General features: G+C 47.0%; 11 protein-coding genes and 1 tRNA gene. 6 read left to right on the top strand and 6 right to left on the bottom strand.

What is annotated here, in order from left to right; all coding sequences use genetic code 11:
* Positions 1-32: 32 nt before the first annotated feature.
* The 3 genes from GWG06_RS07330 to GWG06_RS07320 form a co-directional block, all read right to left on the bottom strand.
* Positions 33-105: transfer RNA gene (locus GWG06_RS07330), tRNA-Gly, on the bottom strand.
* A gap of 44 nt (positions 106-149) precedes the next feature.
* Positions 150-1,406, bottom strand: a complete 1,257-nt coding sequence (locus tag GWG06_RS07325; RefSeq protein WP_160712321.1) for a sensor histidine kinase — start codon at positions 1,404-1,406, stop codon at positions 150-152.
* Positions 1,407-1,469: 63 nt separating this feature from the next.
* Positions 1,470-2,537, bottom strand: a complete 1,068-nt coding sequence (locus GWG06_RS07320) for a glycosyltransferase family A protein (protein ID WP_262888678.1) — start codon at positions 2,535-2,537, stop codon at positions 1,470-1,472.
* Positions 2,538-2,725: 188 nt separating this feature from the next.
* Between GWG06_RS07320 and GWG06_RS07315 the strand changes: the two genes are divergently transcribed.
* Positions 2,726-3,421: an alpha/beta fold hydrolase gene (locus tag GWG06_RS07315; protein WP_160712317.1), complete on the top strand. Its 696-nt coding sequence runs from the start codon at positions 2,726-2,728 to the stop codon at positions 3,419-3,421.
* Between the two features lie 183 nt (positions 3,422-3,604).
* Here GWG06_RS07315 and GWG06_RS07310 read toward each other — a convergent pair whose 3' ends face one another.
* Complete coding sequence (locus GWG06_RS07310) at positions 3,605-3,802, bottom strand: class I lanthipeptide (protein ID WP_160712315.1); 198 nt, start codon at positions 3,800-3,802, stop codon at positions 3,605-3,607.
* Positions 3,803-4,204: 402 nt separating this feature from the next.
* On the opposite strand from GWG06_RS07310, the gene GWG06_RS07305 reads away from it, so the two are divergent.
* Genes GWG06_RS07305 through GWG06_RS07290 form a run of 4 tightly spaced genes read left to right on the top strand, consistent with a single transcriptional unit; the run spans position 4,205 to position 9,362 of the window.
* Positions 4,205-5,197, top strand: a complete 993-nt coding sequence (locus GWG06_RS07305) for a thiol-activated cytolysin family protein (protein WP_160712313.1) — start codon at positions 4,205-4,207, stop codon at positions 5,195-5,197.
* A gap of 8 nt (positions 5,198-5,205) precedes the next feature.
* Entirely contained in the window at positions 5,206-6,828 is a 1,623-nt protein-coding gene (locus tag GWG06_RS07300; RefSeq protein ID WP_160712311.1) for a thiol-activated cytolysin family protein, read from the top strand.
* Positions 6,829-6,887: 59 nt separating this feature from the next.
* On the top strand, positions 6,888-7,793 hold the full coding sequence (locus GWG06_RS07295) for a hypothetical protein (protein ID WP_160712309.1): 906 nt from the start codon (positions 6,888-6,890) through the stop codon (positions 7,791-7,793).
* 9 nt (positions 7,794-7,802) lie between these two features.
* The gene (locus GWG06_RS07290) at positions 7,803-9,362 is read left to right on the top strand and encodes a S41 family peptidase (protein WP_160712307.1); all 1,560 of its coding nucleotides are present in this window, start codon (positions 7,803-7,805) and stop codon (positions 9,360-9,362) included.
* Positions 9,363-9,500: 138 nt separating this feature from the next.
* On the opposite strand, the gene GWG06_RS07285 is transcribed toward GWG06_RS07290, so the two are convergent.
* Positions 9,501-12,590, bottom strand: coding sequence for an efflux RND transporter permease subunit (locus GWG06_RS07285; RefSeq protein ID WP_160712305.1), 3,090 nt, complete (start codon positions 12,588-12,590; stop codon positions 9,501-9,503).
* A gap of 6 nt (positions 12,591-12,596) precedes the next feature.
* Positions 12,597-12,929 carry a helix-turn-helix transcriptional regulator gene (locus GWG06_RS07280; protein WP_160712303.1) on the bottom strand — a complete coding sequence of 111 codons (333 nt, stop codon included), beginning with the start codon at positions 12,927-12,929 and terminating at the stop codon, positions 12,597-12,599.
* A gap of 217 nt (positions 12,930-13,146) precedes the next feature.
* On the opposite strand from GWG06_RS07280, the gene GWG06_RS07275 reads away from it, so the two are divergent.
* Positions 13,147-14,205: a DUF1573 domain-containing protein gene (locus tag GWG06_RS07275; RefSeq protein WP_160712301.1), complete on the top strand. Its 1,059-nt coding sequence runs from the start codon at positions 13,147-13,149 to the stop codon at positions 14,203-14,205.
* Positions 14,206-14,289 lie beyond the last annotated feature (84 nt).

The following is a 14,289-nucleotide window of genomic DNA, read 5'->3' as shown; positions in this document are numbered from 1 at the left end:
ATGCCAAAGGTATGATTTGTAAGATTAAAAAGAGCGGAAGACGGGACTCGAACCCGCTACCTACAGCTTGGGAAGCTGTCGCTCTACCAGGTGAGCTACTTCCGCAGGGTATGTACTAAGGTATTAAAAAAAGTAATGGGGAACAACACTCAGAAGTGGATTGTAAAATGATGCATCTGCTCCTGAAATCCGTACGTGATACGCCAGCGGTAACGGTGGCAGATCTGCTTTACCAGCGTTAATCCCAGACCGCTGCCACCGGTTTGCCGGGATACTGTTACAAAGCGACGGAATAACTTATCCTGATCGAGGGCTTCCGTGCCGCTGTTGGAGATACGGAAATAATGGGGCGCGAGGCGGATATTCAATATTCCTTCTTCCGGCGTGTATTTGGCGGCATTCAGCAGCAGGTTGTTAAACAATATCTCCAGCAGTATCCTGTTACCTTCAACAACCACATCTGCCTGTATCTGCTGATTGATAAACAGTTCTTTGAATGAAAACAGGTCTATCAGCGGATCAGTGCTTTCCGCTATCAGGGTGCTCAGGTCTATGATCTCGGAAAATACGAATTCATCATTTTCTATTTTGGTTAACAGCAGCAGGTTCCGGCTGATGTGCGTAACGCGCATCAGGGCTTTGACGGCATCTTCTACCAGATCCGACTGCTCAGCTGTTAATGGCTGATATTGCAGGAGCAGGTCCAACCGGGATTCTACGATCGCCAGCGGTGTTTGCAGTTCGTAGGCAGCATTTTCTGTAAACTCCCGCTGTTGCTGATATATCATCACATTGTTCATAGTCAGCTTATGCAGGCTTTCGTTCAGGGCATCGAATTCCTCGATGTCTGTTTTCTCCGGAAGGATAGGCTTCCTGTCATTCAGATCGAAGTCGGTAACCTTTTCCAGGGAATGATAGAACGGCTGCCACAACCAGCCTGACACCCATCGGTTCAGGATGATAAAGCCTGCCAGTAGTAACAGGAAAAACACGATAGTAGCGAGGGTGATGGCCATCATGGTATCGTGAGTTTCATCCTGGTTGGTTTCCACGGCCAGGCTGTAGGCTTTACCATCAACGGCAAACCAGGTAATCAGTCCCTGAAAGCGGCTGTGGTTCTCTATACGCTGATACAGGCTATCTGCCTTCAGCGTAGCAGCCGGGCGGATAATGGCATGTGGTTGTAACAGGTTCCAGGTATTGATATCGCGCTGCAGCGTGTTCCCGTTCTGGTACAACCTGATGATATTATTGCTGGTGGCGGTGGCAAACAGCTTGTTATGTTCCTGTATTTCGCGCTGCCAGATATTATCTACAATGAAGTAATACACAGGGATGCTGCAAAGCAGCACAAAAAAGGCATATAGAGAAAATACGGTCAGTGACCTGCTGAGTAACTTTTTCATACTGTCCGATCAGGATTCCCGAAGCTGGCAATTTATGGTATTGACAGTGATTTCATATGAAGATTAACAATCGGTCAGGATAATATCTTCCGAAAAATTTTTCGATACTTCACCTCTTCCGAAGCCTTCAGGATTTACGGGATGAATACTTTTTTTATTGAGATCAAATATTTTTCTTCCGAGGTAGATGGCTCGCTGGAGCAGCAGATTTTCCCTGAGCGGGCCGGCTTCGATACGATGAAAGCGGCGGTTATCGCTGGATTGCAGCTGCCCGTCCGGGCAGATGTAAAGTTGCATCCAGGCTTCTCCATTCTTTCTGAACAGCCGTATTTCATTGTCCGCCATTTCGTATTTGCCGTTGTAGAGATATTTCGGCATGCAGTCTTCATTGCTGACCTGCTGCCGGAGTAAGTCTTTCCGCACATAGAATCTTTCTGCTATATTATTTTCCTGCAGGTAAATAATTTCAGAGGCTTTATCGGCGCAGGCGATGAACATGTCTTTTGTTTTCCGGGCAGCCAGTCCGTCGGCAATACGGATATCATCATCATGGCAGATAGCGTGCAGAAAGGGTTCCGGTTTAATCAGCATTTTTCTTCTGCCGCCGGTTATCATCCGGTGTTTGAGATCCTGGTCTTCATAGCCGTATTCCAGTACTTTTTCATCGTAGCCTCTGAATTGGAGGAAATCTTCGCGGCGCAGGCAAATCCTGCCCTGTACATCCCACCACTTTTTTCCGGGGCCTATACCGACAGGAGAAAGGAAGATACCGGGTTCCCGGTTGAACATCTCATTCACATAGGCTGCGAAGCCGGCGCCGGTAAAATTATCCGCATCTATATTGCATAGTATATCGCCGGTAGCGAGGCGGAACACCATATTCTTGGAATGGCTCATATGAAAATGGCGGGGGGCGGTAGTACGCCAGTAGACCAGCTTTCCGTCGTTTATAAAAGATGACAGTTCCTTTCTGGCCCAGGGGTAGAGGTCATCGCGGGAGCCATAGTCCAGCAGCACAAATTCCACCTGCGGGTACTCCCTGTTATCCATGATATTCTGCAGAAGTGTTTTCTTCAGATGCATGGTGCGGTTCATACAGACAGTGCATAATGATATTTTATAATTTATCATTAGTCCTTAATGGTTAGAGGTTATGATTCAGGGTGATTTATGGATAACAACTGCTGAGCGCATTTGTTGACGGGAGAGGTGGGATTAACAACTACTTTACTTCATTATTTGTTAACGTTTTGCTGCTGAACTTAATCAGGCGGGGAATTGTTGTCATTATCTGTCTAACCGTAAAAAATTATTGGATTATGGCAAACAAAGTAAACATCGTATTAGTACATGGCGCCTGGGGAGATGGTGGCCACTGGCACAGTGTCATTCCTATTCTGCATGGTGCGGGCTACACGGTAGTAGCCTCACAGCATCCGTTAACCTCTCTCGCAGATGATGCAGAAACGGTCCGCCGCCTGGCGGAATCCCTCGAAGGGCCTACCTTGCTGGTAGGGCACTCCTATGGTGGCGCTGTAATTACAGAAGCTGCCAGCAAATGCCCCAATGTGGTGGGGTTGGTATTTATCGCCGCCTTTGCACCGGATGTAACAGAAAGCCTGGGTATATTGCTGGGCCGTACCGACCCGCCTCCGGGAGGCGCCAATATAGCGCCGGATAAGTACGGGTTCCTGTGGATCAACAGAGAAAAATTCGGAGAGAGCTTCTGCCAGGATCTGGACAAGGATTCTATCACCGTTATGGCGGCAGCACAGAAGCCTATTTCCGGCAAATGCTTTGAAGACAAGCCAACCAACGCAGGCTGGAAAAACCTGCCTAACTGGTACCAGATTTCGGAGCAGGACAGAATGATACCTCCGGCCACCCAGCAATTCCTGGCTGAAAGAATGAAAGCTACTACTATTTCGCTGGATACCAGCCATGCTTCGCTGGCTACAAGGCCCAAAGAAGTAGCAGAACTGATTCTGAAAGCAGCTGCAGAACTGGGAAAATAGTAAATGATAAAAATATGTGATGCCCGGCCAGCATAGGTTATCCGGACATCTTTACAACACGTAAAGGCAGCCGGTATGGCTGCCTTTACGATTTCCGGCAATAACAGTTATCGTATAGTCCTATACGATAGTATCCTGCTCATACCGCGGATCTGAAAAATTTCGATGGAACTACCTGCACTATCATACACAGTTATAAGTGACAGGGCAACCGGAAACATAAGTAGGCATGCAGTCAAGACAGGTAAGATCTCTAAAAGTAGGACAGTACTGCGTTAAGATTCTTGATCCGCCTTCAATGGCTGCCTGGGCATTGTTACTCAGCGGAGCTACAGTCATTTTTTTCAGGGTAATTTTCCTGGCGTTGTGCTTTTTTTTCATACGGGGATTTTTAGGGATTATAAATAATAGATATCGGGTATCTATGAAGATAAATAATATTTCAGGTACTTTCTTCCGGCAGTGAAAAAAAATCTCTCTCTTCATTTCCAGCCAAATAGATCAGTTATACTTTACAAGTAAGTTAGTTAACCTAAGCATAATACAGCAGAAGGAGGGTATACGTATTACTGCTGTATTTTTAGCATACCCTATAGGAGTCAGGTACCTGAAAACCCGTTATTATTTTAATTACCAGATTAATTATTCACAATGAAAATCAAACATCTGTTATTTGTAGCCATTAGCTCCGCTTTTATTGTTAGCTCATGTAAGAAAGATCAAACTGTTGAGACACCTGAGCAAATAACCCGGTTCAGCGATTTAAAAAAAGTACCTTCCCCGGTGGTAACAATCAATACCGGTGGTGGCCTTAGCTTACAGGATATCCTGAAAAACAATAAGAAAAGCGAAATTGAGTTCCTCAGAGACAGCGCCTGGGCGGGCAATGCCGGCAAAACGCTGATTTTCTCTTCCAATGAACAGGTAGCTCCAGACAACCAGCTGAGGCTGATCTATCCGGGCTCCCTCATTCAGGCAAGCGGCGTAGCTACGCTGAAATATGTGCCCATCGCCACGTATCAGTCAAAAGTGAAACCCATTACCGTGTCTATTTCTGCCCCCGGTAAATCTGTTTCCGGCGTTATCAGCAAACCCAGCGCCTCCGCTACGAGGGATTTCATCGGTAACATCTTCACCAATGTTTCCGGTACTGAACTCGCTGGTTTTCAGTTCGACATGAACCAGTTCACCTATTACGATGAGCTGAAACTCGCATTCGGCGCTAACGTTAACGTAGGTTCCGTTTTCTCTGTAGGCGCTTCCTATGGTAAAGACAAGGTAGAAAAAAGAACAGGTCTGGTAGCTAAGTTCATCCAGAAAAACTTCACCCTGGATATGGATATTCCGGATGGCGGCAACCTGCTGGATTCTACCGTTAACCCGGCTGCCTTAGGCCCTTACTCACCGCTGTACATAAGTTCTGTTACCTACGGAAGAATGGGTATCCTGAAAGTAGAATCTGATTACAGCTATGATGAAGTAAGATTCGCTTTCAACGTAGCCTTTAAAGCTGGCATCGTTGGCGGTACCGTTACTGTGGATGCCAAAACCAAAGAGATCATCGAGCACTCCAGCATCATGGTGAAAACCGTTGGTGGTGAAGGCGATGAAATTACCAAAGCTATTAACGGTTACGATGAATTCAGGAAGTACATACAGTCCGGCGGGAACTACTCTTCCCAGACACCGGGATTCCCGCTGTATTTCACCCTGAGCTATCTGAGCGATCATTCTGTTTACAGCACTGTTTTCAATGTTAATCTTCCGAATAAATAAGTAGCCCCATGTCCAGCAAGCAAATACTCATCCTATTTCTTGCACTCATAACGGCGGGCTGTAAAAAGAACAACGAAGTTATCAGCAATGACCGGCTGGCGGCCTTTTCGCGCACGTCGCTACCGGTCATTGACCTGACTACGCGCAACTATATTCCTGATGGAGCCGGCACGGTGAAATTCGGGACCGGCGATGCTGCGTTGTTTTCCGCCAATGATGTGTTCAGGAATCAGAAAGAAAGCACTGTAGAACTCCGCGACAGCATCTGGACAGATGGCTTCGGGAAAACAGTGATCGGCGTGGCCGATGAAATCAGTATCTCACAGAGCACGCATCAGCAGAGGGCTTTCGCCGGATCGCTGATACAGGGCAACACTGTCAGTGATCTGACTTTTAAACCTATCGCCACCTATCAAAGTAAAGTAAAGCCCCTGAAAGTATCTGTTTCTTTCCCTGCCAAAAAGGTAAGCGGCACTATCAGCAAAATCAGCTTATCCGGCACCCGGGAATTTATTTCAGATATCATGTACAATAACCAGCTGGGTAATCAGCTGGCAGCGTACTCGTACAGCATGGAGCGCTTCACCTCCTACGATGAACTCAAGCTGGCCTTCGGTTCCAATGTAAATACAAGAGCCTTGTTCTATAAAAGCTCCAGCTCTTCTTCTACCGAAGAACACCGGATTTCAAAACGCTCCGGCGTTTATGTACGCTTTATCCAGCGCAACTTCACCATCGACGTTGATTTACCCGATGGCGGCAACCTGCTGGATCCATCCGTGAATCCTGCTGATCTGCAGGACCTGTCGCCTGCCTACGTCAGCTCTATCACCTATGGCAGACTGGGCATCATGTCTATCGAATCTGATTCTTCCTACGAATCTACCTACGAAGCCTTTAACAAAGCCTACAAGGCGCTCTTCGTGAGTGGTTCCAGCTATCTTACCGAAAGCGAAAAAAGAATTATAGATCAGGCAGACATGAGGCTGTTTCTTGTTGGAACAGACGGCAACGCCACAGTACAGTCTGTAAACGGATTTGATGCTTTCGTGCAGCTGGCGCAATCCGGCAGAACATTTTCCGCAGATCAGCCCGGCGTACCTATTTACTTCTCCCTGAGTAATTTATATGACCACAGCCTGGTGAAACAGGCTTTCAGGGTGAGCGTTTACACAGATCCTATCTATGCCAGAATAGAGACAGAAAATGTAAAGGATCAGCGTACGAATTTCGGAGGAGAGCCATGGGGATACGAAATCAATACTACGGGTAACGTTTATATCCGTACGTATGCGGATGCCCTGGCTACCCAGCCAACCAATCCGCCTTTATATGTGCGGTTCAATCACCGGCTGCTGAAAAAAGTAATCTACAACGTGATGGGCGCGCCTTACGGCGGCGGCGGTTATTCTGAAGATACCAAAGAAGAAAAAGGTTTCAGGTATAATGTTTTCAGAAGTACCAACATACCGCTGGGCGTTCCGATGATGCTGAAAAATTTCAGCACCATCAGCAGAACCTATACGGATGATACCATGACGATGACAGAAACAACTGAAACCACCAATGAGCATACGTATGAATTGCTTCCGGGCGATTTCTACAAAGTGCTGGCACCGAAAAGACGCTGATATTGAATACGGGGATGCTACATGCATCCCCGTATTTATTGCTTTTAAATTAAGGAGAGATGAAAAATTATTTGTTGACCTTACTGCTTTTACTCACCGGCATATTTGCCTGCAAGAAAAATAATGCCACCGAAACACCGGCAACCAGGGAAACAGCTGTTATCCGCGTAGAAAAATCAGCTGACACCGTTGTACCAGGGCAACCACTTATATTCACCGCAGTATTGAAAGACAGTTCATTGCCCGTGCGCTTCTTCTATTCCCTCAAACAAGCCGGCAATATTATCTTCACACAGGAGCTGGCTACATCATCCTTTACCTGGAAGGCGCCTGCAAACAGCAAAGGCGCCTACACTATGGAAGTAACCATCCGGAAAAACGGGCAGCAGGAAAGCAGTGCGGAGACCGTATTCCAGGTGATTGCTCCCAACTTCGGAGTAGCGCTGACAGGCACGGAAAAATCCACGCTGCTAGCGATGGAAAAAGAGATAAACAGCCAGGAACCTGGTCAGCCTTTTGAACTCTTCTCCCGTTATCATCAGCAGAAAGGGATAGAAGTATTGTACTACCGCAACAAATGCGGGTTTAAAGAGTATGCCTACTTTATTAAAGATAACCGCTTGATAGGCGGCGAGGGATACTATGCTGCGCCGGATGACAACATCTATCAGTTCTTCCGCGATCAGCTGACAGGTGCCGACCTCCGGTGGTTCAGCACGGCCCCCGTACAGTCCTATGTATGGATACATAATATCATCAGCACCACGCAGCTTAACAGCTGGCTGCAGGCAAAAGACTATACATCCGTTTCAGGTATTGTCAACACAGGGAAATTCAGTGAGCGCTACCAGTGGAACGGCAAACGTGATAAAGCGCTTATCTCTGTATTCTTCCGGAACAACGCAGAAAAGGGCGTGGTCAACAAAATCTATCTGCAGGCAGATTATTCCTTCATTTCCCTTTAGTGAAAAAGTATGATGATAACCTTTTGTAACAGCAGGAAAAAATTATGGGTGCCTGTATTACTCCTGTATATCATTGCCTGCCGGAAAGATTCGCCGGCGCCGGCTGTCGCAGACCGCACCAACACGCTGCTGGCCGATTCCATCTTCCTGTATGCAAAGCAGGTATACCTCTGGAACGATCAGTTGCCGAAGCAATTCAACACAGCGCCATATCTGGCTGCCGATGGCTCGCTGAATTACAAGGCAGAGCTATCTGCCATCACCAGCATTGCTATCAATCCCGCTACCGGCAGGCCCTATGAATTTAACCGGTTAAGGCCATCCCTCCCTAAATACAGCGCAGTTTTCGGTCAGGCAGATAAAGCAGAAACAGATGCCGGCAGCCGGATGCTGAATATATCCGGCCGGTTTGGTATCAGCCTGGTAGCCATGGGAGAGCAGGAGCTGCGCATCAAATACATTGTAAAGGGCAGCGATGCCGCCCTGGCCGGTATGAGGCGCGGTATGCGCATACTCGCCGTTAATGGCAGGCCCGTGGAAATATCCCCTGCCTATTACAGGTATGTGGAAAAGATTTTCAATGAAGAAAACCGGCTGACATTATCCTGCTCAGATGGCGCTACTTCCAGGGATTTCAGTCTGCTGTACAGCAGAACCAATTACTTTGAACCGGTACTCGGCGACGCGTTGTTCGAGCCCTTGCCAGGCCATAAAACCGGCTACCTGGCATATCTGAAGTTCATAGACGTAACGCACGCCTACCGGGACCTGGATGAAATACTGACCGGTTTTTCGCGCCAGGGAATAGCAGATATCATCATAGATCTCCGGTATAACGGCGGTGGCAATCTTGCTGAACTGGATAAATTCGCCAACCTCTTAGTGCCGCAGCCGGCACACGGAAAGGTGATGAGAAAGGAACGCTATAATGCGCTGATGCAGTCGGGCCGGGCGAGCCTGCTGCAGCTCCAGCCGGTACTGGATAACAACGGACTGCCTTTTTACCAGAATGGCAAGCTCGTAACCTATGCCGATATCGATTACACCGAAGCAGGGAATACCGTGTACTTCAATAAGGTCAGCGGACCAGGCGCACTGAAGAAAGCTATTTTTATTGTCAGCGAAGAAACCGCATCGGCGGCGGAACTGCTTATCAGCTGTTTAAGCCCTTACCTCGAAACACAGATTATAGGGGTGCATGCAGGTAATGCAGGCACGGTACGGACCTACGGCAAACCAGTAGGATTTTTCCCGTTAAAAACCGGCAGCCTGACAGTTTACTATGCCCTGTTCAGCAACGTAAATGCACAGGGTGCGGGCGACTATTATGAAGGCATGACCGCCACCGTATCTGTATACGACGATCCCCGCTACAATTTCGGGGAAAGGGGAGAACCGGGACTGGAAGCCGCATTGGCCCTGATTGCAGGCAAAGGCGCACGCAGGGCATTGCCGGAATTGTTGCAACCACCTGTGCAATGGCAGGATGTAAATATTCATCCTGAAAAAACAGGTATGATAAAGTCCGTATTCAGGCTGAAAAGCGGCGCGCAGGTAACCACTGAGTAAACGCCGGATAACGGCATCAGGTATTGCCTAATACATTGGAAAGATGATTGCATTTTTCAGAGAAAGATGGGAAGGAAGGAGCCATTAATATTTTTGACGGAAAGCCTGCAATGATGCAGGCTTTCCTGTTGCTGACCATTAATCATTCCTGTTGCTTTTCCACATACATACGGGCAGTACTACAAATACCGCCACCCAGGAGAACAGCAGCCCACCGGTAGTACCTATCGCCAGCGGGTACCAGAACGGTTCCGGTTCAGCTTCCAGCAGGAAAGGCAGCATGCTGCCCATAGTGGCAATGGTGGTGAGCAGGATAGTGCGTCCCCTGTTAAAAATCACTTTCGTTAAGGCAAAATTGTAATTGGCAAATGATTTACGCTTCTTATTAAAATCGTGAACAATAAATATTCCTGCGTTTATGACCAGGCCTCCCAGCAGGATAAAAGCCGCAAATCCGCCCTGGTCAAAATCTGCCCCGCTGAAGGCAAAAGCCAGGAAAAGCCCGATAAACGATGCCGGCACTGTAATAAGTATATAAAATGGTTGCCGCAGGCTTTCAAACAGCATACTGCAGACAATAAAATTCCCTGCCAGCAGCAGTAATATCAGCCAGTAACGGCTGAGTGCCGACGCTGCTTCCTCCTTTTCATCATTGTCTTTAACGGCGTACCCCGGCGGCATTTCAGTCTTCATTTCTTCCAGGCATTTATCCAGAAATTTTTTCCCGAAAGAGGCGTCACCTTTATAGTCAAAGCTCACGGTGCCCACATACCTGCGGTCAATTTTTGCAATATCCGGCGTGATTTCCTGCGCCACCAGGCGCCCCAGCTGATTCAGTTTAACGATCTTCTTTCCGTTGATATTATTTCTTCCTTCCATGAGGTGCCAGCTGGTATAATCCCTGGCCTGCTGTTCCTGTAACAGCACCGGATAGGTTCTGTCTTCGCGCTTCAGGGAGGCGATCTGCATCTCGGTAGTATTCTGCTGCAATCCTTTAAAAAGCGCGCTGTTACTGATGCGGCTTAATGCCAGCTGCTGATTATCGATTTTCAGGTTGAGCAACCGCTGGTTGTCGGCGGGCTTATTGATATCTACCTGCTGGATTCTCTTGTGCCGCAGGAGTTTATCGGCCAGCAGCTGTTCCTGCTGCAACATTTCATCATAGTTATACCCCGTTACCATGACACTAAAAGAATGGCGCGCATCATTTACACTATTACTGAATGCATTGCCCTGTCCGTATATATCCCATTCCACGCCTCCCCATTGCTCTGCCATACTTATCATGCGGGATTTTACCGCGTATGGGATTCCCTGTATAGCGGCATTATCTGCAAAAGTAATTTCTATGTTTCCGGATTCTCCTCCGCTGATGTGCGTTACAAATCCAGTGATACCTTGTGTATTTTTTATTCCGGCTTCCATATGTAACATGATTTCGTTCATCATGGATATATCGCTTCCGAAGGGTAGCCTTGCCTTTACCATCAGTTTATCCGGCCCGTTGCCGCCTTGTCCGCCACCGCGGATCATTCCCCTGTAAAACAGGCCCATGCTACCTCCCAGCCATTTGTCCAGTACAGGCTTCACCTGTTTATGATAGATGACAGCATTGTTCATTTCATTGTACCACTCCTGCTTCTCCCACCGGTCGGGCAGTAGAAAGAAGGGTACGCCGAAAGCCAGTATCAGCAGGCACAGGAACAGTTTTCTGCGCCTGGCCAGGAAAGCGATACAACCGGCATAGCCATGCACGAACTGCAGCAGGCGTCTGGTACTACGCTTAATACGCGCTGTTTCAGCAGTTGCCGGCCGGAACAGATTATACAAACCCACAGTAAACCACAGGTTAGTGATAAGAGATGTAAACAGCGAGATACATATGATGACAGCGAAATCCTCCAGCTTCACCTTTTCACTCTCCGGCAACAGGAATACGAGCAGCAATGCCATGACAGTTGCCAGTGTAGCGGTCAGCAAAGCCATAAATACCCGCCGGTTGCGGTACTGGTGATAATAGTCGATTATTATTACTGCATGATCTATCATAATGCCGAATGCTACTGCAAGCCCTGACAGGGTATACATATGAATACGTATTCCCAGCAGGTATACCAGCAGTAAGGTAAGGCAAACATTCACCAGCAGGCTGAGTAACAGGTTCAGTACATGCTGCCACCTTCTGTAAAACAGGAATGATGACAGCAGCAGTATACTTACCGCCAGCAGAGTACGGTACTGATTTTTTTCCAGTTCTGTTTCAAGGTCGGCGGCCAGGTCTTTTCTCAGGCTGAGGTTATATCCGGATGGTAGTCCGGAGGCGATGGTATTCATGCAGTGGCGCACCTTCCGGGCAACCGTAATCATATTCCCCGTCTCATGCAGCAGCAGGGATATGGTGACAGAGTTATTGCCGTTAATACGGTAATACTCCGTAACATCGGGTTCTCCGGTAGTTATGGCAGCAATATTTTTCAAATAGTATACCTCCTGTAACTTATTTGACACGGGTATATCTCCGAGTTGCTCCACATCCGTGAGCGGGGCGTTCAGGCGTATAAAAAGCTGATCCGCGCCGGTAGTACTTACTGCGCCGGGGTAGGAGTCTTTTATCCGTTCCTGGATAGCGGCAACAATATCTGTTTGCTGCAGATGCAGCGCCAGCAGCTTTTTCCGGTCAAATAAAATCACCACACGCGCTTCTCCGGCGTTGGAGATACTTACTTTTTTAACACCCTGGATCAGGGAGAGCTCTTTAGCGAAAAATTCCTGCGCGTCTTTACTGACCGTCATAGCGGTACCTGGTCCGTTGATAGTATATACCAGCTGCGGCTCTTCCCTGTCTCCTTCTGCCGATCTGTCTTCCAGCAAGGGATAGGACATACCTGGCGGTCTTTCGCGGAAGTGCCTGCGGATAAGCGCCGCTACTTCAAAATGTTTCAGCTGCATATCTGCCCCATCTTCAAATTTCAGCGCAACGGTGCCGGCATTATTCAATGACCGCGAAGAAATACTGCTAAGCTGAGGCAGTTGTGCACAAACGGATTCAATGACGGATGTTCCATACTGCTCTACTTCTTCCGGTCCTGCATTGGTGAACGAAAAGCTGATATTAATGGTATTGGTGGACATTACCGGGCGCTGTGTTACCTGCAGGTAAGGGATCAGCAACAGGCATAACATACAGGCTGCTGAAAATATCAGCACTGTTCTGATAGGAGAAATCATGCAATATTATTCTATGGTTGGTGGTGTCTGGGATGCATTACTTAGCAGCTCTTTAATCTGTGCAATATCTTTACTGATATTCATCAGTAACATCTCTCCTTCCGCTTGTTCAGCAGGATGTATATCATTTTCTGCCAGTATAAGATTTATAAACTGTGTAAGTGACAGCTCATATAATTGCGCCAGCAATACCATTTTCGACAGTGGCAGATCTCCCGTATTCTGTTCCCACGAAACGTAGGTGGGACGGCTTACATGGACGTAATCTGCTACTTGTTGCTGGGTATAACACTTGCGTTTTCTTAGCCAACTTAATGTTGAACTGTAATTAATTTTCATTGCCTGTAATGGTTGTGCTCTTAAATAAGGTTCGGGACTGCCATCGGATTAACTGCTACTAAATAATACTCAATGGTCGGTTGGTTTTGTAAATAATTATGGACACAATGTAAAAAAAATCTACATAAATACAATCATACATTCAATACTTTTATGACCTGCGATTTTATTATAGCGTACGAATGAAAAAAAACTGAGAAACAAATAGCCCTTACCTATGCAACAACGTTGGTGGATAATATTACTCATATTATTGCAGATGTCCTGTGCCCCTGAAAAACCTGTATTCCTCAAAGGGAACCTGCAACAGGCTTTTATTACAGCCGCCAGGGAAAATAAATTATTATTTGTTATTCATACTGCCGACGGATGCCCTCCCTGTGATGATTTCATGCGGAAGATCACAACGGATAAAACATTAGCGAAGGAGTTATCAGACAAAGTACTGTTTATAAAAGCCAGTAAGAACAAGCCGGACGACCAGGCATTCCTTTACTCTTTCTACAGTATGGCAACTCCCTCCAGCTACCTGTTTTCACCTGATGGCAGATTGCTGACCATCATCACCGGTGATGCCCCTGTTAACTATGTTATCAACTGCACCGAAAGCTGCCTGTCCGGGAAAACGATACGACACGAATTTGATACCAGGCTTCAAACGAAGCAAGGGCAAGCCATACAGCTGTTTAACCGGATACTGAAAGCACAGGATATGATTATGCAGACAACTGCAGACAAATCAACACTTCAGGTGGCATTAAACATACTGGATACCACGCTGCAAAAGGAAGCCTTTTTTTACAATACTTATCTGGCAGCCAAAGCATATTACAAACTGGGAGATACCGCACATGCCAAAGAGCTGGCCATAAAAGCACTGGAATTCAAGAACAGTATGGATCTGGCATTATATGCGCCGCTGCGTAATGAAATGAAATTCACTGCAGACAATTCCTATTCAGCTGATAGTGACGCATTTATTACCCTGAGTGAAACAGCGCATCAGTACGGTACGGTAGCCACCGGATCCTACACTGTAGCGAATGTCCGGTTCCGTAACAGTGGCAAAAAGCCGCTGCTGATTCATCAGATGGTGGGATCATGCGACTGCATGACTTTCAGCTGGCCGAAAGAGCCTGTGCTGCCCGGCAGGGAAGACAGTGTAAAGATTACTTATCATGCCAGGGAAGAAGGAGAATTTTCCAAAATGGTATTTGTGAGCAGTAATGCTTCCAATGCACAAGTGCAGATTAATGTAAAAGGATTGGCAGAATAAATGAACTTATCAACTTAATATCCTGTGCAGATACGATAAATAATATCTCAACATAAGAAAGGATTTTTTTTCACCCTAAATTTT

Origin of the sequence: Chitinophaga solisilvae (assembly GCF_009928525.1) — a bacterium.
GTDB classification, from domain to species: Bacteria; Bacteroidota; Bacteroidia; order Chitinophagales; family Chitinophagaceae; genus Chitinophaga; species Chitinophaga solisilvae.
The sequence above is the reverse complement of the archived record's forward strand: the minus strand, read 5'-3'. Positions and strand labels throughout refer to the sequence as shown.

Bases quoted from the DNA above. Each gene is read 5' to 3' on its own strand.
- GWG06_RS07290 (WP_160712307.1), top strand. From the start codon at position 7,803: ATGATGATAACCTTTTGTAACAGCAGGAAAAAATTATGGGTGCCTGTA.
- GWG06_RS07280 (WP_160712303.1), bottom strand. From the start codon at position 12,929: ATGAAAATTAATTACAGTTCAACATTAAGTTGGCTAAGAAAACGCAAG.
- GWG06_RS07315 (WP_160712317.1), top strand. From the start codon at position 2,726: ATGGCAAACAAAGTAAACATCGTATTAGTACATGGCGCCTGGGGAGAT.
- GWG06_RS07285 (WP_160712305.1), bottom strand. From the start codon at position 12,590: ATGATTTCTCCTATCAGAACAGTGCTGATATTTTCAGCAGCCTGTATG.
- GWG06_RS07310 (WP_160712315.1), bottom strand. From the start codon at position 3,802: ATGAAAAAAAAGCACAACGCCAGGAAAATTACCCTGAAAAAAATGACT.
- GWG06_RS07295 (WP_160712309.1), top strand. From the start codon at position 6,888: ATGAAAAATTATTTGTTGACCTTACTGCTTTTACTCACCGGCATATTT.
- GWG06_RS07275 (WP_160712301.1), top strand. From the start codon at position 13,147: ATGCAACAACGTTGGTGGATAATATTACTCATATTATTGCAGATGTCC.
- GWG06_RS07320 (WP_262888678.1), bottom strand. From the start codon at position 2,537: ATGATAAATTATAAAATATCATTATGCACTGTCTGTATGAACCGCACC.
- GWG06_RS07300 (WP_160712311.1), top strand. From the start codon at position 5,206: ATGTCCAGCAAGCAAATACTCATCCTATTTCTTGCACTCATAACGGCG.
- GWG06_RS07325 (WP_160712321.1), bottom strand. From the start codon at position 1,406: ATGAAAAAGTTACTCAGCAGGTCACTGACCGTATTTTCTCTATATGCC.